At 59.8% G+C, this 14,751-nt stretch carries 14 protein-coding genes; 7 read left to right on the forward strand and 7 right to left on the reverse strand.

Translation table 11 applies throughout. The annotated features are described in order from the left end of the window. The first annotated feature begins 74 nt into the window (after window positions 1-74). Both SB764_RS34310 and SB764_RS34315 read left to right on the forward strand, forming a co-directional pair. Window positions 75-1,085: a DNA-binding protein gene (locus SB764_RS34310; RefSeq protein ID WP_348966810.1), complete on the forward strand. Its 1,011-nt coding sequence runs from the start codon at window positions 75-77 to the stop codon at window positions 1,083-1,085. Next, complete coding sequence (locus SB764_RS34315) at window positions 1,082-1,285, forward strand: hypothetical protein (protein ID WP_348966811.1); 204 nt, start codon at window positions 1,082-1,084, stop codon at window positions 1,283-1,285. Before SB764_RS34310 ends, SB764_RS34315 begins: the two co-directional genes overlap by 4 nt. 257 nt (window positions 1,286-1,542) lie before the next feature. Here the strand turns inward: SB764_RS34315 and SB764_RS34320 are convergent, their stop codons facing one another. Beyond that, a complete protein-coding gene (locus SB764_RS34320; protein ID WP_348966812.1) occupies window positions 1,543-1,893 on the reverse strand; it encodes a hypothetical protein in 351 nt (116 codons plus the stop codon). Between the two features lie 258 nt (window positions 1,894-2,151). Between SB764_RS34320 and SB764_RS34325 the strand changes: the two genes are divergently transcribed. The 4 genes from SB764_RS34325 to SB764_RS34340 all read left to right on the forward strand — a co-directional run bounded on the left by SB764_RS34325 (window position 2,152) and on the right by SB764_RS34340 (window position 6,329). Continuing rightward, entirely contained in the window at window positions 2,152-2,538 is a 387-nt protein-coding gene (locus SB764_RS34325; protein ID WP_410866117.1) for a hypothetical protein, read from the forward strand. After that, the gene (locus tag SB764_RS34330) at window positions 2,436-3,542 is read left to right on the forward strand and encodes an IS5 family transposase (RefSeq protein ID WP_348966814.1); all 1,107 of its coding nucleotides are present in this window, start codon (window positions 2,436-2,438) and stop codon (window positions 3,540-3,542) included. Before SB764_RS34325 ends, SB764_RS34330 begins: the two co-directional genes overlap by 103 nt. Before the next feature lie 244 nt (window positions 3,543-3,786). Continuing rightward, window positions 3,787-5,484 (forward strand): methyl-accepting chemotaxis protein, encoded by a 1,698-nt coding sequence (locus tag SB764_RS34335; RefSeq protein WP_348966815.1) that lies wholly within the window; start codon window positions 3,787-3,789, stop codon window positions 5,482-5,484. 446 nt (window positions 5,485-5,930) lie between these two features. Then, window positions 5,931-6,329 carry a hypothetical protein gene (locus tag SB764_RS34340; RefSeq protein WP_348966816.1) on the forward strand — a complete coding sequence of 133 codons (399 nt, stop codon included), beginning with the start codon at window positions 5,931-5,933 and terminating at the stop codon, window positions 6,327-6,329. A gap of 676 nt (window positions 6,330-7,005) precedes the next feature. Here SB764_RS34340 and SB764_RS34345 read toward each other — a convergent pair. From SB764_RS34345 to SB764_RS34360, 4 genes are all read right to left on the reverse strand, one after another. Beyond that, complete coding sequence (locus SB764_RS34345) at window positions 7,006-7,809, reverse strand: sulfite exporter TauE/SafE family protein (protein WP_348966817.1); 804 nt, start codon at window positions 7,807-7,809, stop codon at window positions 7,006-7,008. A 226-nt stretch (window positions 7,810-8,035) separates the two neighbouring features. Next, the gene (gene cysW / locus SB764_RS34350) at window positions 8,036-8,935 is read right to left on the reverse strand and encodes a sulfate ABC transporter permease subunit CysW (RefSeq protein WP_348966818.1); all 900 of its coding nucleotides are present in this window, start codon (window positions 8,933-8,935) and stop codon (window positions 8,036-8,038) included. Next, a complete protein-coding gene (gene cysT / locus SB764_RS34355) occupies window positions 8,932-9,813 on the reverse strand; it encodes a sulfate ABC transporter permease subunit CysT (protein ID WP_348966819.1) in 882 nt (293 codons plus the stop codon). Before cysT ends, cysW begins: the two co-directional genes overlap by 4 nt. A 19-nt stretch (window positions 9,814-9,832) precedes the next feature. After that, a complete protein-coding gene (locus SB764_RS34360) occupies window positions 9,833-10,852 on the reverse strand; it encodes a sulfate ABC transporter substrate-binding protein (protein ID WP_348966820.1) in 1,020 nt (339 codons plus the stop codon). 419 nt (window positions 10,853-11,271) lie between these two features. Between SB764_RS34360 and SB764_RS34365 the strand changes: the two genes are divergently transcribed. Then, window positions 11,272-11,607, forward strand: coding sequence for a hypothetical protein (locus tag SB764_RS34365; protein ID WP_348966821.1), 336 nt, complete (start codon window positions 11,272-11,274; stop codon window positions 11,605-11,607). 11 nt (window positions 11,608-11,618) lie between these two features. Here SB764_RS34365 and SB764_RS34370 read toward each other — a convergent pair whose 3' ends face one another. Then, complete coding sequence (locus SB764_RS34370; protein ID WP_110329865.1) at window positions 11,619-13,334, reverse strand: peptidoglycan D,D-transpeptidase FtsI family protein; 1,716 nt, start codon at window positions 13,332-13,334, stop codon at window positions 11,619-11,621. 78 nt (window positions 13,335-13,412) lie between these two features. Continuing rightward, window positions 13,413-14,705 carry an N-acetylmuramoyl-L-alanine amidase gene (locus SB764_RS34375; protein WP_410866118.1) on the reverse strand — a complete coding sequence of 431 codons (1,293 nt, stop codon included), beginning with the start codon at window positions 14,703-14,705 and terminating at the stop codon, window positions 13,413-13,415. Window positions 14,706-14,751: the final 46 nt, after the last annotated feature.

A 14,751-nucleotide genomic window follows, 5' to 3' on the forward strand; every position in this document is an offset into this window, starting at 1 on the left:
ATACATGGTCATAAATCGTAGAAAAATAACCAATTACACAGTAATATAACGGATATCGAAACTATCTTTTCGCCATGCCCGACGCAATATCCGATGAGGCCCGGCTCCAGGCTGAGATTGAGCGCCTCAAGGCCGAATTCCCGCATACTCGCGATCTCTACCGCGAGGTCTGTGCGCTGCTGTTCTTCAGGTTCGGTGTTACGCCGACGGCGAACCGCCTTTACCAGCTCGTGCGCCGCGGTAGCATGAGTACGCCCGTCGCAGTCCTCGCCGGCTTCTGGGCCGAACTTCGCGAGAAAAGCCGCGTGCGCGTCGATCATGCCGACCTGCCTGAGGAGCTGCGTGAGTCAGCCGGCGAACTTGTGGCCACGCTCTGGAAGCGTGCCGCCGCCGCGGCCGATGATTCACTCCAGGCGCTGCGCAGCGAGGTGGAAGATGCGCGTCTCGCCGCCGAAGCTTCCGTCGCAGTTGTGCAGGCGAATCTTGTCCGCACTGAAGCAGCGCTTGAGCAGCGCACGACAACGTTGCTCACCGCGCAGGTGCGGATCCAGGAACTCGAGCAGGCTCAGGCGGCGGCCGTAGCAACGCGCGAAGCGCTTGAAGCCGAAATTGCACGGCTGCAACAGGGCGGGCGCGAGCGCGACGCCGCGCTGGCTCAGGCTCGCGCCGATTTCGCGGCCGAGCTCGAGCGGCAGCGGGCTAGCACGGAACTGGCCGAAGCGCGCTTGCAAGCCGCTGAGAAGCGCGCGCTGCTCGAGATTGAGCGTGAACGCGCGGCGAGCACGCGTCTGCAGCGCGAACTGGAAGGCGTGCAGCAGCGGGCGGCTCGCGACGGCGAGCGGACACAGGCCGAGATCCAGTCATTGCAGACGCAACTGGGAGATTTGCGCCATTCGACGGGCATGCTGGAGGGGCGATTTGAAGCGATGCGGGCGAGCCACGCTGCCCAGACTCAGGAGATTGAGTTCCTGAGGCAGAGGGCGTCCGGTCCGGGCATTGGCGCTCGCCGCGCACCGAGACGCGTTGCCCGGCAGTCCGCAAGCTCAGCTAAAGCCGCAGCGCGCAAGCCAGGCGCGAAGACATGAGGCGTACGGAACGCGGGAAACGAAAGTCGGTCTGCCCGAAAATCGGTGCGCTGATGCGCTACGGGGAGCGTGTGGTGCGGGTAGTGGCCGAGGCGCGCGGTCAGCGGGTTATCATCGAATCACTTGACGAAGACGGACGCTTCTTTCGGAGCACGGTGAAGTGGCACAATCTGGCGCCACTTCTGGCGCAGCTGTTCTGAGAATGTGTTTCGGATTAGCGCCCTTTCGCGCCCCGGTACAAGTCTTGCCTCCTGGACGGTTCTACTTAAACTTTGTCAGTCGGCGAGCGGCGCGAACGAGGCAGCGTAGCGTGCTCTAAAATTGGTGACCTGATGCGTTATGGAGAGCGTGTGGTGCCCGGAGCGCTGGTTGGTCGGGTGATCCAAAACACTGGATGGCAGGATTTTGCGTGACTCGATGAAGTGGGTAATTGCGGGGCACCCCAGTGTGAGGGGCCTTAATCTTCATTTTCGACCCAGGCCCGCAGTCTGGCGATTTCGATTGCGCGTCGGCGCTCTGGCACACCTCTGCGGGTCAACCACCGCTCCGAGTCTGATTGCCAGGCATCAATGTCGAACCACGTCCAGTCACCGACTTCACGTTTGACTACTCGCGTGGTTTCCACCCCCGGTGTGTCCGATTCGATGAGCAGAACGACCTTCGCCTTGGCGTTCGCGAAATTGTCTTTCTGCAGCGCGAGCGCAAACGCTGGCATTGCCCCGTGGGAGGTCGTTTCGCGCCGGGCGGGGCGCCGATCTTCGGTATATTGTTTTTCCGGCCGGTCGCCGGCTTTTTCTTGCAGAGTCATGTCAGTAGCGGGCTAGTTCGGCATGAGTGGAGCACCACACGTTTGCGCCCCCGCCCTTCGAAACAGTTGTCCTGCGTATTACGGAATCCGCGTGAAAAACTTTAACGCGGGTTGAAAACGTTGCTTGTGTAACTTGCACGATCCGGTAGCGATTTCTTTCGGCTGGCCGTCGGTCGCCGTCGGTCGCCGTCGGTCGCCGTTGGGCGCTGGCTGTAGCGCCTCAAGCATTCGAAGAGTATTTGTGTGAGCCGGATATTTATGAAGCGGCAGGATGCCATCCGCCTGCTGATCAAGAAGCCCGTGATGACCACGGACACGAAATCTCCAAGCGTACCGTCTTCCGGTAACTACATCGCTGCTCTGGATAGGCTCCTGCTTGATGTTCGGGCGGGGCGCATCGACGAATTCCATCTCGATAGCAATAGCGGCTCCCACATCATCATTACAAACTGGCAGGCTGTTGAAATATCTTCCGCGCACGTCATCCGCGCGGGACGCGTAAACGTTGAACCGAAGAGTCAGACAACACTGAGGCTGAGGCAATGCGCGGAGCGGACGGCAATACCGAGTCGATGTTCACGATGTCCCGGCTGGATGACTTCGTTGCGGCCAATCACCCGTTGCGACCGATTAGGCAATGGTTGAACGATGCGCTCACTCGCATGGACCCGGTCTTTTCGCGCATGTACGAGAGCGACGCGAAGGGCGGACGCCCAAGTATCGCGCCGGAGAAGTTGATTCGCGCGCTGCTGTTGCAAGTGCTGTATTCGATTCGCTGCGAACGCATGCTGATGGAGCAAATCTCCTACAACATGTTGTTCCGCTGGTTCGTCGGACTGGCGATGGACGATGTGGTTTGGGACCACTCCACCTTCAGTAAGAACCGCGACCGACTGATGCCCCATGATGTCATGGTCAGTCTGTTCAATGAGACGGTCGAGACTGCGCGCGTGCGTGGCCACCTGCCGGCCGAGCATTTCAGCGTCGATGGCACACTCAGTCAGGCCTGGGCCGGACACAAGAGCTTTGTGCCGAAGGCGAACTCGGATGACGACTCGCCGCCTAACGGCGGTGCTGGCTCTCACGAGAACTGGCATGGCGAGAAGCGTAGCAACGACATGCATGAGTCCAGCACGGACAGTCGGGCCCGGCTGTTTCGCAAGAGTCGTGGCACGGGCCCGATGCTTTGCTACATGGCGTGCGTGCTGACTGATAACCGGCACGGCCTCGTGGTGAACGCACAGGTGACGCAGGCGAATGGCACAGCCGAGCGCGATACAGCAGCCGGAATGCTTGCGGACGCCGCGCAATTCGCCGATACATTGGTTACGGTCGGTGCTGACAAGAACTACGACACGGCCGACTTCGTTGCAACGTGCCGCGCACACGGCGTGACGCCACATGTTGCGCAAAACAATGGCCGCGCGGATGGCTCCGCCATCGACGCACGCACAACGCGCTGGGCCGGCTATGCCATCAGTCGGCGCAAGCGCAAATGCATTGAGCAGGTTTTTGGCTGGAGCAAGACGTTTGGCAGGATTCGGCAGGCGATGTTTCGGAGCCTGCAGCGAGTTGGCCAGGTCTTCCTGTTGACTCATGAGGCCTGCAACCTGACTCGCATGCGCACGCTCGCCGCGAAAGCGGCATAGGAGCGACCAGCAGCGAGGAAAATGCCATTTTCTCCACCTGAATGAAAGGCTTCGAGCATTAAATCGACATCAACCACCCCCGTGCAGGGACTCGACGAAATTGAGTGCTCAAGGCCGGCAAGGTGTTTTTCAACAGCCTGCTAAAGAAAACTGGGATTTTGCCGTTTACTTAAAAAGTTGTTTGACATCTAGTGATCATATAAATCTGCACAAGAGAATTTAAATAAATTTAGACGAAAGACTGATGAAAAATCTGGAAAGCTTGAGGGTTGGATCACGGTTAGCACTAGGGTTTGGTGCACTTGTTGTCATGCTGCTTTCGATGGCATCACTGAGTCTATGGAAGCTCTCAGCGATGAACGATGCACTGACAGACCTCGCGACGTTTAACGCTGCGGAAACAAATTCGATTTCGCAGGCACTGACCTATGCCAATCAGGCGTCTGCTGCCGCACGAAATCTAATTATTCTGAACGATTTGCCCCGTATGCAGGAGCAACGGAGGATCTTTGACGAGCAAGTTGAAAGGTCCACCGATCTTTTCGCGAAAACACGGGAACTTTTTAACCAGGATCCGGGAACAACCGACGACGAACGGCAATTCCTGCGGCGATCGGAAGAGCTGCGGCGCGCAGCTATGCCTCTGGTACAACAAGCAGCCAATTTGGGATTTAAGAACGATCCGGCCGCACCGGAATTCATGATCACCCAGGCTGGGCCTGCAATAGATCTCTGGTTGAAAGAACTGGGGTTGTTCCGTGATTACGAGGTGCAGCAGGTTGGGTCCTCTGCGGCGCAAGCACGCGCGACCTACCACGCTGCTCGTGTGCTCTTGCTCGTACTAGCGGTGCTTGCCGCGACCTTTGCGATTGCGATTGGATGGGTAATAACCCGAAGCATTCTTCGGCAGCTTGGTGGTGAGCCAATGGATGCTGCAGCGCTGGCCAGCGAGATCGCGAACGGCAATCTGCGCATCGCCGCGGGACTGAAAGACGGTGACCGATCCAGCCTGATGTACTCGCTGGACACCATGAAGAAAAGGCTGGCGACAATCGTGAGCGGCATCAAGGCTTCCAGCGAGGCGATTTCGGTCGCTGCGAGTCAAATTGCCCAGGGCAATACGGATCTCTCCCAACGCACGGAAGAGCAGGCCGCGTCTCTCGGGGAAACTGCATCGAGCATGGAGGAACTGACTTCCACTGTTCGCCACAACGCCGAAAATGCAACGCAGGCAACAGCACTCGCAAATACTGCTTCCGCGGTGGCACAACGGGGCGGCGAAGTAGTCGGACAGGTCGTTGAGACCATGCACGGTATCGCGGGCAGTTCCAGCAAAATGTTCGAGATCATCACAGTGATCGAAGGCATTGCGTTCCAGACTAATATTCTGGCGCTCAATGCGGCGGTGGAAGCGGCCCGCGCCGGCGAGCAGGGACGGGGCTTCGCGGTTGTAGCCGGCGAAGTTCGCACGCTCGCCCAACGCAGCGCAACGGCAGCCCGGGAAATCAAGGAAATGATCAATAACGCGACACATCAGACGGATGCGGGATCGAAACTTGTCGAAGACGCCGGCAGCACCATCAACGAAGTAGTCCAGTCGGTTAAACGCGTAGCCGACATCATCAGTGAGATCTCGGCTGCATCTGCGGAGCAGAGCACCGGCATCGGGCAGGTCAATACCGCTGTGACCCAGATGGATGAGGTCACGCAGCAGAATGCTGCGCTGGTCGAGCAAGCCGCAGCTGCAGCCCAGTCCATGGCCGAGCAGGCACAGGCACTGCGCAACGCGGTAGCGATCTTCAGGGTCGACGATGCAAGAGATCTGAATTCATTGACTGTGGGCGAAACAAAGCTGGCGCCCCAATCCGCTACGATAAAGAAGCCCTCCGGATCGCTAACGCCGAGTCGCACGGAAGCCGCAACTGACTGGAGCGCATTCTGATCGTTGCAGTTGAGCGCGGTCATGACAAACCAGCCGCGCATTCACTGCGAAAAGGTCACCGTCTGTCCTGTAGAATGGTCCCGCAGCGTCAGGACGACCGCTGCATGTTTCAGCTGTCAATCACGCGGACGCGTGACTTTGCATTCCACCCGTGTGTAGCCTGTTCATAAGGTGCGTCACTCACCATATCCAGCCAGCGTGCACGATCCTGCATTGTGTTCCGACGGTGCGGTAAGTACAGCGTTGCGTTGCACATAGCAAACGCCGCTACAGTTATCCCGTGCAGTGTCCTTGATATCTCGCTGACTGCGATTAGACGTGGCCGAGCAACACTGCGGATATGAGCGTTCACTACGACACCGCGAAATTGCATCAGAGACGTCGCTCCAGTATTCGCTTGCGCTTCCCCGCCTGGCAGGTTCCCCAAATTCTGCAAGACGGCGCCGATGTCCCGTAATCGTCCCAGATGGGGGATAAGGGCAATCACAAATACTTTTAACCTTCAAATGAAGAAAAATAAACTTACCGCCTCCCCTGACTCAAAGCAACAGGAAATTACAAAGGTAATGACTGTTAGCGATCTGAAGACACTGATCAAATCGAACGCGATCATGATCAGTCATCTCGGAGCACGGATTGCTGTATTTCAACGATTTTCGGAAGCTGTGCGCTCGCATACTGACACTTCAACGAAATACGAAATACTCGTTGCTTTGCGAAGTGGTGTTGAGAGCACCATGGCTCTTGTAGATGACATAGCAATGGAAGTCGAGGTTGACTCTACGTACGAGTATCACAAGGCGATGCTTGGCCAGCTTAATGAGCTGATGTCGATGCTGAAATGAATCAATTATCCGGATGCGGAGAACGAGCTCACTGGCTCGTTTCGATTACCCATCCAGCGTCTTATGGGCCATCTGAAGGAGCTTGAGAGCTATCTTTGAAAGTGGTGGTGCGACAGGTGTCGCCGTCAGCCGCGCGTCAAGCGGCAGATAGTAGGCGGTAAAGTCCTGCTTGCTTGCATTGTTGCGCGTGGGGTGAGATATTGATTGTGGTGCCGCGACCTGTTGTACAACCAGCAGTTGCCTATCCGGACATGCGTGACTGGTAACGGCCGGGTGTGACGCTCTGGAGAGAACGTGCCTCTGAATCGAAGGTTCACCTCGGTAACGAGGAAGTGAAAGACAACACCAGCAAAACCATTCAGCGACTCTGCTCAGGCAGCTCGCTGATCTGGACTGCCACTATCAGTTGAGCTTTCCATCGTGAACGCTTCTTACCAGACCCTAACGCCGGCAGACTGCATGTCGCGGATAGTGGAAACAAATCTGATTGGATCCATGTAGCTAAAACCTGCTCAGCAGATAAATCCGCTAGTGAGAGATTTTTAGGAAAAAATGAAGACCAAAATGTCCTTATTTTGGACTACTTTTCAACCGAGATAGCAGAAGATGTGAAGGGAAATGGCCCAACAGACTCGCCGATATGGGCGACGTCGGCGACAACGAGGCAGGCGCGCGGCTAAAATAAGCTTCTGGCGCTTGTACAGATTAGCCTCAATCCGATCACCAGCAATACTGCGCAGGAACACCGCGTAAAAGCCGCCGAATTCAATCGTCGGTTTGCGCGAATGCCCGCGTAAGTGCCGATCAACGCAATCGGCAGCAAAAGCGCGCTCGTGGTCAACGTTGTTTCGCTGAAAAGGCCGAGCGTCGAGAAGCTCACTAGCTTGCACAGGTTGACCGCCGCGAAAAATGCAGAGGTAGTACCCGCGAAGCAGCGGTTACCCAGGCGAAACGGCAGCAGATACATTGTCAGAGCGGGCTCGCCCGCGTTCGCTAGGAAGCTGGCCAGTCCGGACAGGGTGCCCCATGCGAGGCTCGCTGTCGGGCGAGGGCGCACCGAATCGTTCGCAGCTTCTACGGCGCGCCCATGCGGCCGGCCGCGGAGCCAAGGGAACACCCCGCGGCGCAACGCGTAGTCAACAGACATCACGCCGACGCCGAGCCGCAGGCACACCGTATCGATTCGATGGATCACCAGAATGCCCACGCCCGCGCCGACAACCGCGGCCGGAATAGCGAGCCGCAGGATGGGCCAACTCCATTCGCCACGGTATTGCCAAAGCGCGACGAGGTCGGTCACGCACATGACTGGTAGCAGGATCGTAACCACTTGTGTCACCGGCAGGTAGAGCGCCATCAGCGGCACTGCGACGATGCCGAGGCCCAATCCGAGGCCGCCCTTGGAAAGGCCCGTGAGTAAAAGCGCGGGAATGCCCGCAATGTAGAACCCTAAGTTGGTGACGAATACGGCGTGCGGCATGGCGTAGCGTGGTTTTGCGCGATTAAACGTAGCCGCCATGCTACGCGAGTCGGAACAACAATGTGAGCAATTGTCATTTGGGAGTTTTCCCTGAACGACGTTCGTTGAACCTCGAGAACAAAACACCTCGCAGCGCGGAACCGCCGCCTGTGATTGATTTATTGCGCCCTACGATAGAGAAACAGGCTGTCCTGAGCGAATGGCTCCTGCGGTTCAATGGTTGAATTCAGTGCCGGATACGACGTTCGAGCCGGTGCTTGATGGCGAGCGTTGCCATGGCGATGAACGCGAGCAGGCTCGCCGCCGCGAATGCGCCCGCGAAGTTGTAGCCGTCGTACATCACCTGCACATAGAGCGGCAGCGTGTTGGTGAGGCCCGGTACGTGCCCCGAGACCACCGACACCGCGCCGAACTCGCCCATCGCGCGCGCGTTCGTGATGACCACGCCGTACAGCAGGCCGAGGCGCACGCGCGGCAGCGTCACGCGCCAGAACATTTGCCACGCGGTGGCGCCGAGCACGAGCGCGGCCTGTTCCTCGTCGCTGCCTTGCGCTTCCATCAGAGGAATCAGTTCGCGCGCGACGAACGAGAGCGTGACGAAGGTGGTGGCGAGCACGAGGCCGGGCAGCGCGAACACGATATCGACGTGATGCTGTTGCAGCCACGGCCAGAACGGACCTTGCGCGCCGAACACGAGCATGAACAGCAGCCCGGCGATCACGGGCGAGACCGAGAACGGCAGGTCGATCAGCGTCTTCAGCAGACTTTTGCCGAAGAAGTCGAAGCGCGCGACGAGCCACGCGACGGCGAAACCGAACACGGTATTGAGCGGCACCGAGATCAGCGCGACGATGGCCGTGAGGCGCATGGCCGATAGCGCGTCGGGATCGCGCAGCGCGTCGAGAAAGGCGCTGAGGCCAGACGAGAGCGCGGCGGAAAAGATCGCGGCGAGCGGAAGAATCAGAAATAGCCCTAGAAATACGGTGCCGATTGCAATGACGAGCGCGCGCGCGAGCCGCGGTTCGCTCGTTAAGGTGTCGTTGATGCGGCGGCGCGCGGGCGTGCGGGAAGCGTTGCGCGTGTCGTCGCGGCGCGCGAGTGTGGCTGGCGATTGCGGTGCGTTCATGGGCGTTTCTCCGAGCGATGCGCGCGCGCCGACGATCTCGGTTCGAGCCAGCGTTGCAGCAGATTCAGTGCGAACAGAATCGCAAACGACGCGAGCAGCATGACGAAAGCGATCGAGGCTGCACCATCGAAATCGAATTGTTCGAGCTTGGTCACTACGAGCAGGGACGTGATCTCCGAAACGAAAGGCCGGTTCCCTGCGATAAAGATCACCGAGCCGTATTCGCCGACGCCGCGCGCGAACGCGAGGCCGAATCCGGTCATCAGCGCCGGGCGCAACGCGGGCCATACGACGCGCCGCAAGGTCGCCGCGCGCGAAGCGCCGAGCAGGCCTGCCGCTTCTTCTTCCTCGGTGCCGAGTTCTTCGATCACGGGCTGCAAGGTTCGCACGACGAAGGGCAGGCCCACGAACGTGAGCGCGATCACGATGCCGCGCGCGTTGAACGCGAGGTCGAAACCGTGCGCCGCGAACCACGTGCCGATCCAGCCGTTCGGACCGAAGATGAAGGCGAGCGTGATGCCGGCCACCGAGGTGGGCAGCGCGAAGGGCAGGTCGATCAGCGCGTCGATCCAGCGGCGGCCCGGAAAGCGATAGCGCGCGAGCATCCACGCCACTACGATGCCGAGCACCGCATTGATGGCGGCGGCGACAAGCGCGGTGCCGAACGTGAGGCGATACGAGGCGACGAGACGCGGCGTCCAGATCGCATCGATGAAATGCCCCCAGCCGCCCGACGCCGCGCGCAGCACGAGCACCGAAAACGGCAGCAGGACGATCAGGCCGAGCCACGCCAGCGTGTAGCCGAGCGCGAGGCCGAAGCCCGGCAACGGGCTCGGCCGGCGCCACGCGGGCAAACCGGCCCAGGAAGGGATGCTCATGCGCATGACCGGAACGGGCTCAGTTGGGCTGGAAGATCTGGTCGAACACGCCGCCATCGGCGAAATGCTTCGCCTGCGCCGTGTGCCAGCCGCCGAACATCGGGTCTTCGATACCGATGAGCTTTACGGCGGGAAAGGTCTTGGCGTACTTCGCGGCGATCGCGGGATCGGCAGGGCGATAGTAGTTTTGCGCGATCAATTCCTGTGCGTCGGGCGCGTAGAGATGTTCCAGGTAAGCCTGCGCGATCTTGCGCGTGCCGCGACGGTCCACGACCGAATCGACCACGGCCACGGGCGGTTCGCAACGAATGCTGATCGACGGCACGATCACCTGATACTTGCCCGGCGCGAGCTTGTTGACCGCGAGCAGCGCGTCGTCTTCCCACGCGACCAGCACATCGCCGATGCCGCGCTCGACAAACGAATTCGTCGCGCCGCGCGCGCCCGAATCGAGCACCTTCACGTTGTGATAGAGCGACTTTTCGAAGGCCTTTGCGCTGGCCTCGTTGCCGCCTGGCTGCTGCATTGCCCAGGCCCATGCGGCGAGATAATTCCAGCGCGCGCCGCTCGATGTTTTCGGATTCGGCGTCACGACGCCCACGCCCGGTTTCGCGAGATCGCCCCAATCGTGAATGCCTTTGGGATTGCCGGCGCGCACGAGAAACACAATTGTCGACGTATAGGGCGTGCTGTTATTCGCGAGTTGTTTTTGCCAGTCCTTACGTACGAGATCGTGCGCGGCCAGCGCATCGATATCGGACGCGATGCCGAGCGTGACCACATCCGCCTGCTGGCCGTTGAGCACCTGGCGCGCCTGTGCGCCGGAACCGCCGTTGGTCGTGCGAACGGTGACCTTCGTCCCGGTGGTTTTGTCGTACCAGGTCGAAAAGAGCTTGTCGTAAGCCGTGTAGAGTTCGCGCGTGGGGTCGTAAGAGACGTTGAGCAGCGTGGTGTCGGCGAAGGCGTGCATCGAGGTGAAAAGGCTGCCGGCGAGAAGCAAGGCGCGAGCGAGAGCAGGTAGCGTGCGAGTTTTTTTCATGGATGCAACGGGCGGCGTGATAGGAGCGGCGAGCTTAAGGCGCGGGTTGGACGCGCCCAAATCACGATTTGCCGATTGCTTATGACGCTGCGGAGAATCGTTACGTGTTAACGAATTCTTGATGGCGTGGGGCGTAGGATGGAAGCGCAGCGTTGTTTATGGCGTTATTGTCGTGCGCACGCCGGGTCTTTTAATGGTGCACGAATGGAACGATAAAAGGCCTTTATTTAAGGGATTTTTGTCGTTTGTTCGCCGCTTGTTGGGTCATCTTCTGACTAAGCAATCAGACCTCACACGCGCCATCCAGCGCCGCTTCCAATGTTGCCCCCGCGCGACACAGGAAAATCCTCCGCGCTCAACGAAAATTTGATAAGGGCTGCCGCATACTTCGGTGTGTTTCCGTCACGGATAGCCCGAGCATGGCGCACTATCGCAAGTTCTCGCATGAACCCCGGCAGTTATCGGCGGGGATAGTGGGCATTTCGCTCACGGTCGCCGCAATCGGCTTCGTGCTGATATTCGCCAGAAGCGCGAACGCGAACGATCAATGCGTAACCAGAAGCCGATTCGCCGCGCAAACATCCGTGAATGCCTTTCTCGAACGCGCCAGACTCGACGCCTCGGGTCACGCCAGTTTCGAATTGGCTCCCTCGCGCCAGGCCGCTCGACACGGCTGGAAGGTGCCGTTCGAACTCGACGGCCAAAATCTGGTGGCGACGGTAAAATGCGACGGCGGCGTCAGCCTTGATCCCTGAATCACGATGTTTCACCGATGCGCGGTAACGTCCGCATCGGGTTCGACGCGTAGCCGCGTCATCGTGGGCGAGGCGATGGCCTCGAATGCCGAACCGGCGACCGCGCCGCCGAAATGCGAGCCCTTGGTCGGCGATTCGATCGACACCGCAATAATAACGCGCGGATGCTGCGCCGGAATCAGGCCGACGAACGAGGCCCGATACTGGTGATAATCATAGCCGTGCTGGGTCCAGCGATAGGCGGTGCCCGTTTTCGCGGCCACCGTGTAACCGGGCACCACCACCTGCGACGCGGTTCCACCTTTGCTCACGACGTTCTCCATCATCGCGCGCACCGACTGCGCGGTCTTCACCGAGAAAATCCGTTTGCCGGTGACCGGCGTGTGTTGCTGAAAGATCGTCGCAGGCACGAATACGCCGTCATTGGCGAAGGTCGTGTAGGCCTGCGCGAGTTGCAGCAAGGATGCGGAAAGACCGTAGCCGTAGGCCATCGTTGCCTGCTCGATGCGCCGCCAGTGATGCCAGTCGCGCACCGTGCCCCCCGCTTCGCCCGGCAAGCCCGCGTGCGGCGCGAGACCCAGACCAAGATTGCGGAAGTTGTGCCACATATCGCGCGCCGAAAGCAGCATCGATATTTTCGAGGTGCCGACATTGCTCGACTTTTGAATCACGCCCGCGACCGTGAGCGTGCCGAAATCGGCGTCGTCGTGAATGGTTTGGCCGTCGAGATTCAATTTGCCGCCGTCGGTGGTCACGATCGAATCGGGCGTCACGCGCTGCTGCTGAATGGCGAGCGCGATGGTGAGCGGCTTCATCACGGAGCCGGGTTCGAACGCATCTGTTGCAGCGCGATTGCGAATGGCTTGGGGATCGGAGCGGGTGCGGCTATTCGGGTCGTAACTCGGCCAGTTCGCCATCGCGAGAATTTCGCCCGTGTGCGGGTCGATGACGATCGCCGAACCGGATTTCGCGGCGAAGCGCGTGACGGTATCTTGCAGCGCCTGATAAGCCGCATATTGAATCGGCAGATCGATCGAGAGATGAATATCGTTGCCGTTTTGCGGCGCGAGCCGCGTGAGATTTTCAATGGCATTGCCGCGTGCGTCGTGTAGCACGTCGACGCGGCCGTTGGCGCCGCGCAATAGCGGCTCCGCGGCGCGCTCGATGCCTTCCTGACCTTTACCGTCGATGCCCGAGTAGCCGACGATATTGGCGGTGATGCCGGCCTCCGGATAAAAGCGCCGCGAATCGGGACGATAAAACACGCCCGGCACATTCAATTGCTGCGTAAGCGCGGCGACATCGGTGGGAATCTGGCGCGCGAGATAGACGAATTGGCGATGCGAGGCGAATGCGGCATCGATCGCGGAGGGCTCGATCTGGAGAAGATGCGCGAGCGCCTGGACCTGCGATGCCGACGCCGGTTGCGAAGTCGATGCGGCATCGACCCAAACAGTATCGGTCGGAATGCTCATTGCGAGCACGCTGCCATTGCGGTCGAGAATCCGGCCGCGCGCGGCGGGCAGTCCACGATCGCTGACCTGGCGAATCTCGCCTTGATGCTGATAAAAACTCGCGTCGTAGCACTGTACCCACGCGGCGCGCAGCGCCAGCGCAAAAAACGCTACAGCGAACACAAAACCAAGCGCACTTGAACGGCCATGGCGCGGTTTGAGCGTCAAGGCCGCATGACGGGAAAGACTGAGAAACTTGCTGGGAGGCGGCATCAGCGTGTTCGGGGCTTCTCCGAAGAGCGAACTTCCGGGGTTGACGGATTGAAATGGCACGCGCGTGAACGTCGTCAATCAGACGGTCACGCGGCGTTCGAGCGGCGGGTGACTTGCGAAATATTTGCGAATACCGTCGTAAATCGCATCGGCCATTTGCTGACGGTAAGCGGGATTCTGGAGTTTAAGTTCTTCACTCGGATTGCTGATGAATGCCGTCTCCACGAGAATCGACGGAATATCGGGCGCTTTCAATACCGCAAAACCCGCTTGCTCCAGACCGTTGCCGTGAAGATGATTGATCTTGCCGATCGATTCGCGAACGAGCGCGCCATATTTGAGCGAGTCGTTGATCTGCTGTGTCGTCGACATATCGAATAGCACCGGCGCGAGCGCATGATCGGCGCTTTTGATATCGAGCCCGCCGATGACGTCGGAAGCGTTTTCGCTTTGCGCGAGCCAACGCGCCGCCGCGCTCGATGCGCCGTGTTCCGAAAGCGCGAACACCGACGAGCCCGACGCAGCGGGCGTGGTGAAAGCATCGGCGTGAATGGAGACGAACAGATCGGCGCGCGCGTGGCGAGCTTTGGTCACGCGCGTGCCGAGCGGCACGAAGAAGTCGTCGTCGCGCGTCATCATCGCGTCCATGTCGGGCGACGCGGCGATCTTCTCGCGCAGGCGCCGCGCGATATCGAGCACCACGTGCTTTTCATAGGTGCCGCCGCCGCCGATCGCGCCGGGATCCTCGCCGCCGTGGCCCGGATCTATCGCGACTATCAGCTTGCGTTGCGTGCTGCGCTCGGGCGTCGATGCGGGGGCGTTGTGCGTGGCCTGCGTGGATTCAGTGGCTCGTGCGGCGAGCGTGTCGAGTGCGTCCTGCGGTTTGCCGTCCGCCGGATAGAGATCGAGCATGAGCCGATACGCGTATTGGCCCGTAGGCGCGGTCGAAAACACTTTCGGCGTGACCGCGCCCTTGAGATCGAGCACGATGCGCACGACGTCGGGCGTGAATTGCCCGACGCGCACGGCTCGAATATACGGATCGTTGGGATGCACGTTCGAAACCAGCGCGCGCAAAGCCTGATCGAGCGTGAGTCCTTGCAGGTCGACCACGAGGCGATTCGGCGAGGCTAGCTGGTGTTCCTGCACCTGCAACGGTTGCGTGGACTCGATCGTGACGCGCGTGTAATCGGTGGCGGGCCACACGCGCACGCCGCGTATCGTCGGCCGTGTATTGGCGAGCGCGAGTCCGGGATCGATGCCGACGAGCACCAGCGAGGCGCCGAGTTTCAGCAGACGTCGCCGTGCATAGGGATGGCGATTGCGTGGGTGCGGTTGCGGCATCGCAGCGGGATTCTTATTCGATTTCATGGCGGCGTCCTGTATTGTAGAGTGAAAAGCGCGAATGCCAGAACGA

This window comes from Paraburkholderia sp. SIMBA_027, assembly GCF_046535315.1.
Classification (GTDB): Bacteria; Pseudomonadota; Gammaproteobacteria; order Burkholderiales; family Burkholderiaceae; genus Paraburkholderia; species Paraburkholderia tropica.

What these genes read in the sequence shown, in the direction of transcription:
- cysT (WP_348966819.1), bottom strand. Translation starts at nt 9,813, where the DNA reads ATGAGCATCCCTTCCTGGGCCGGTTTGCCCGCGTGGCGCCGGCCGAGC.
- SB764_RS34340 (WP_348966816.1), top strand. Translation starts at nt 5,931, where the DNA reads ATGTCCCGTAATCGTCCCAGATGGGGGATAAGGGCAATCACAAATACT.
- SB764_RS34365 (WP_348966821.1), top strand. Translation starts at nt 11,272, where the DNA reads ATGGCGCACTATCGCAAGTTCTCGCATGAACCCCGGCAGTTATCGGCG.
- SB764_RS34360 (WP_348966820.1), bottom strand. Translation starts at nt 10,852, where the DNA reads ATGAAAAAAACTCGCACGCTACCTGCTCTCGCTCGCGCCTTGCTTCTC.
- SB764_RS34320 (WP_348966812.1), bottom strand. Translation starts at nt 1,893, where the DNA reads ATGACTCTGCAAGAAAAAGCCGGCGACCGGCCGGAAAAACAATATACC.
- SB764_RS34335 (WP_348966815.1), top strand. Translation starts at nt 3,787, where the DNA reads ATGAAAAATCTGGAAAGCTTGAGGGTTGGATCACGGTTAGCACTAGGG.
- SB764_RS34315 (WP_348966811.1), top strand. Translation starts at nt 1,082, where the DNA reads ATGAGGCGTACGGAACGCGGGAAACGAAAGTCGGTCTGCCCGAAAATC.
- SB764_RS34375 (WP_410866118.1), bottom strand. Translation starts at nt 14,705, where the DNA reads ATGAAATCGAATAAGAATCCCGCTGCGATGCCGCAACCGCACCCACGC.
- SB764_RS34325 (WP_410866117.1), top strand. Translation starts at nt 2,152, where the DNA reads ATGAAGCGGCAGGATGCCATCCGCCTGCTGATCAAGAAGCCCGTGATG.
- SB764_RS34370 (WP_110329865.1), bottom strand. Translation starts at nt 13,334, where the DNA reads ATGCCGCCTCCCAGCAAGTTTCTCAGTCTTTCCCGTCATGCGGCCTTG.
- SB764_RS34345 (WP_348966817.1), bottom strand. Translation starts at nt 7,809, where the DNA reads ATGCCGCACGCCGTATTCGTCACCAACTTAGGGTTCTACATTGCGGGC.
- SB764_RS34330 (WP_348966814.1), top strand. Translation starts at nt 2,436, where the DNA reads ATGCGCGGAGCGGACGGCAATACCGAGTCGATGTTCACGATGTCCCGG.
- SB764_RS34310 (WP_348966810.1), top strand. Translation starts at nt 75, where the DNA reads ATGCCCGACGCAATATCCGATGAGGCCCGGCTCCAGGCTGAGATTGAG.
- cysW (WP_348966818.1), bottom strand. Translation starts at nt 8,935, where the DNA reads ATGAACGCACCGCAATCGCCAGCCACACTCGCGCGCCGCGACGACACG.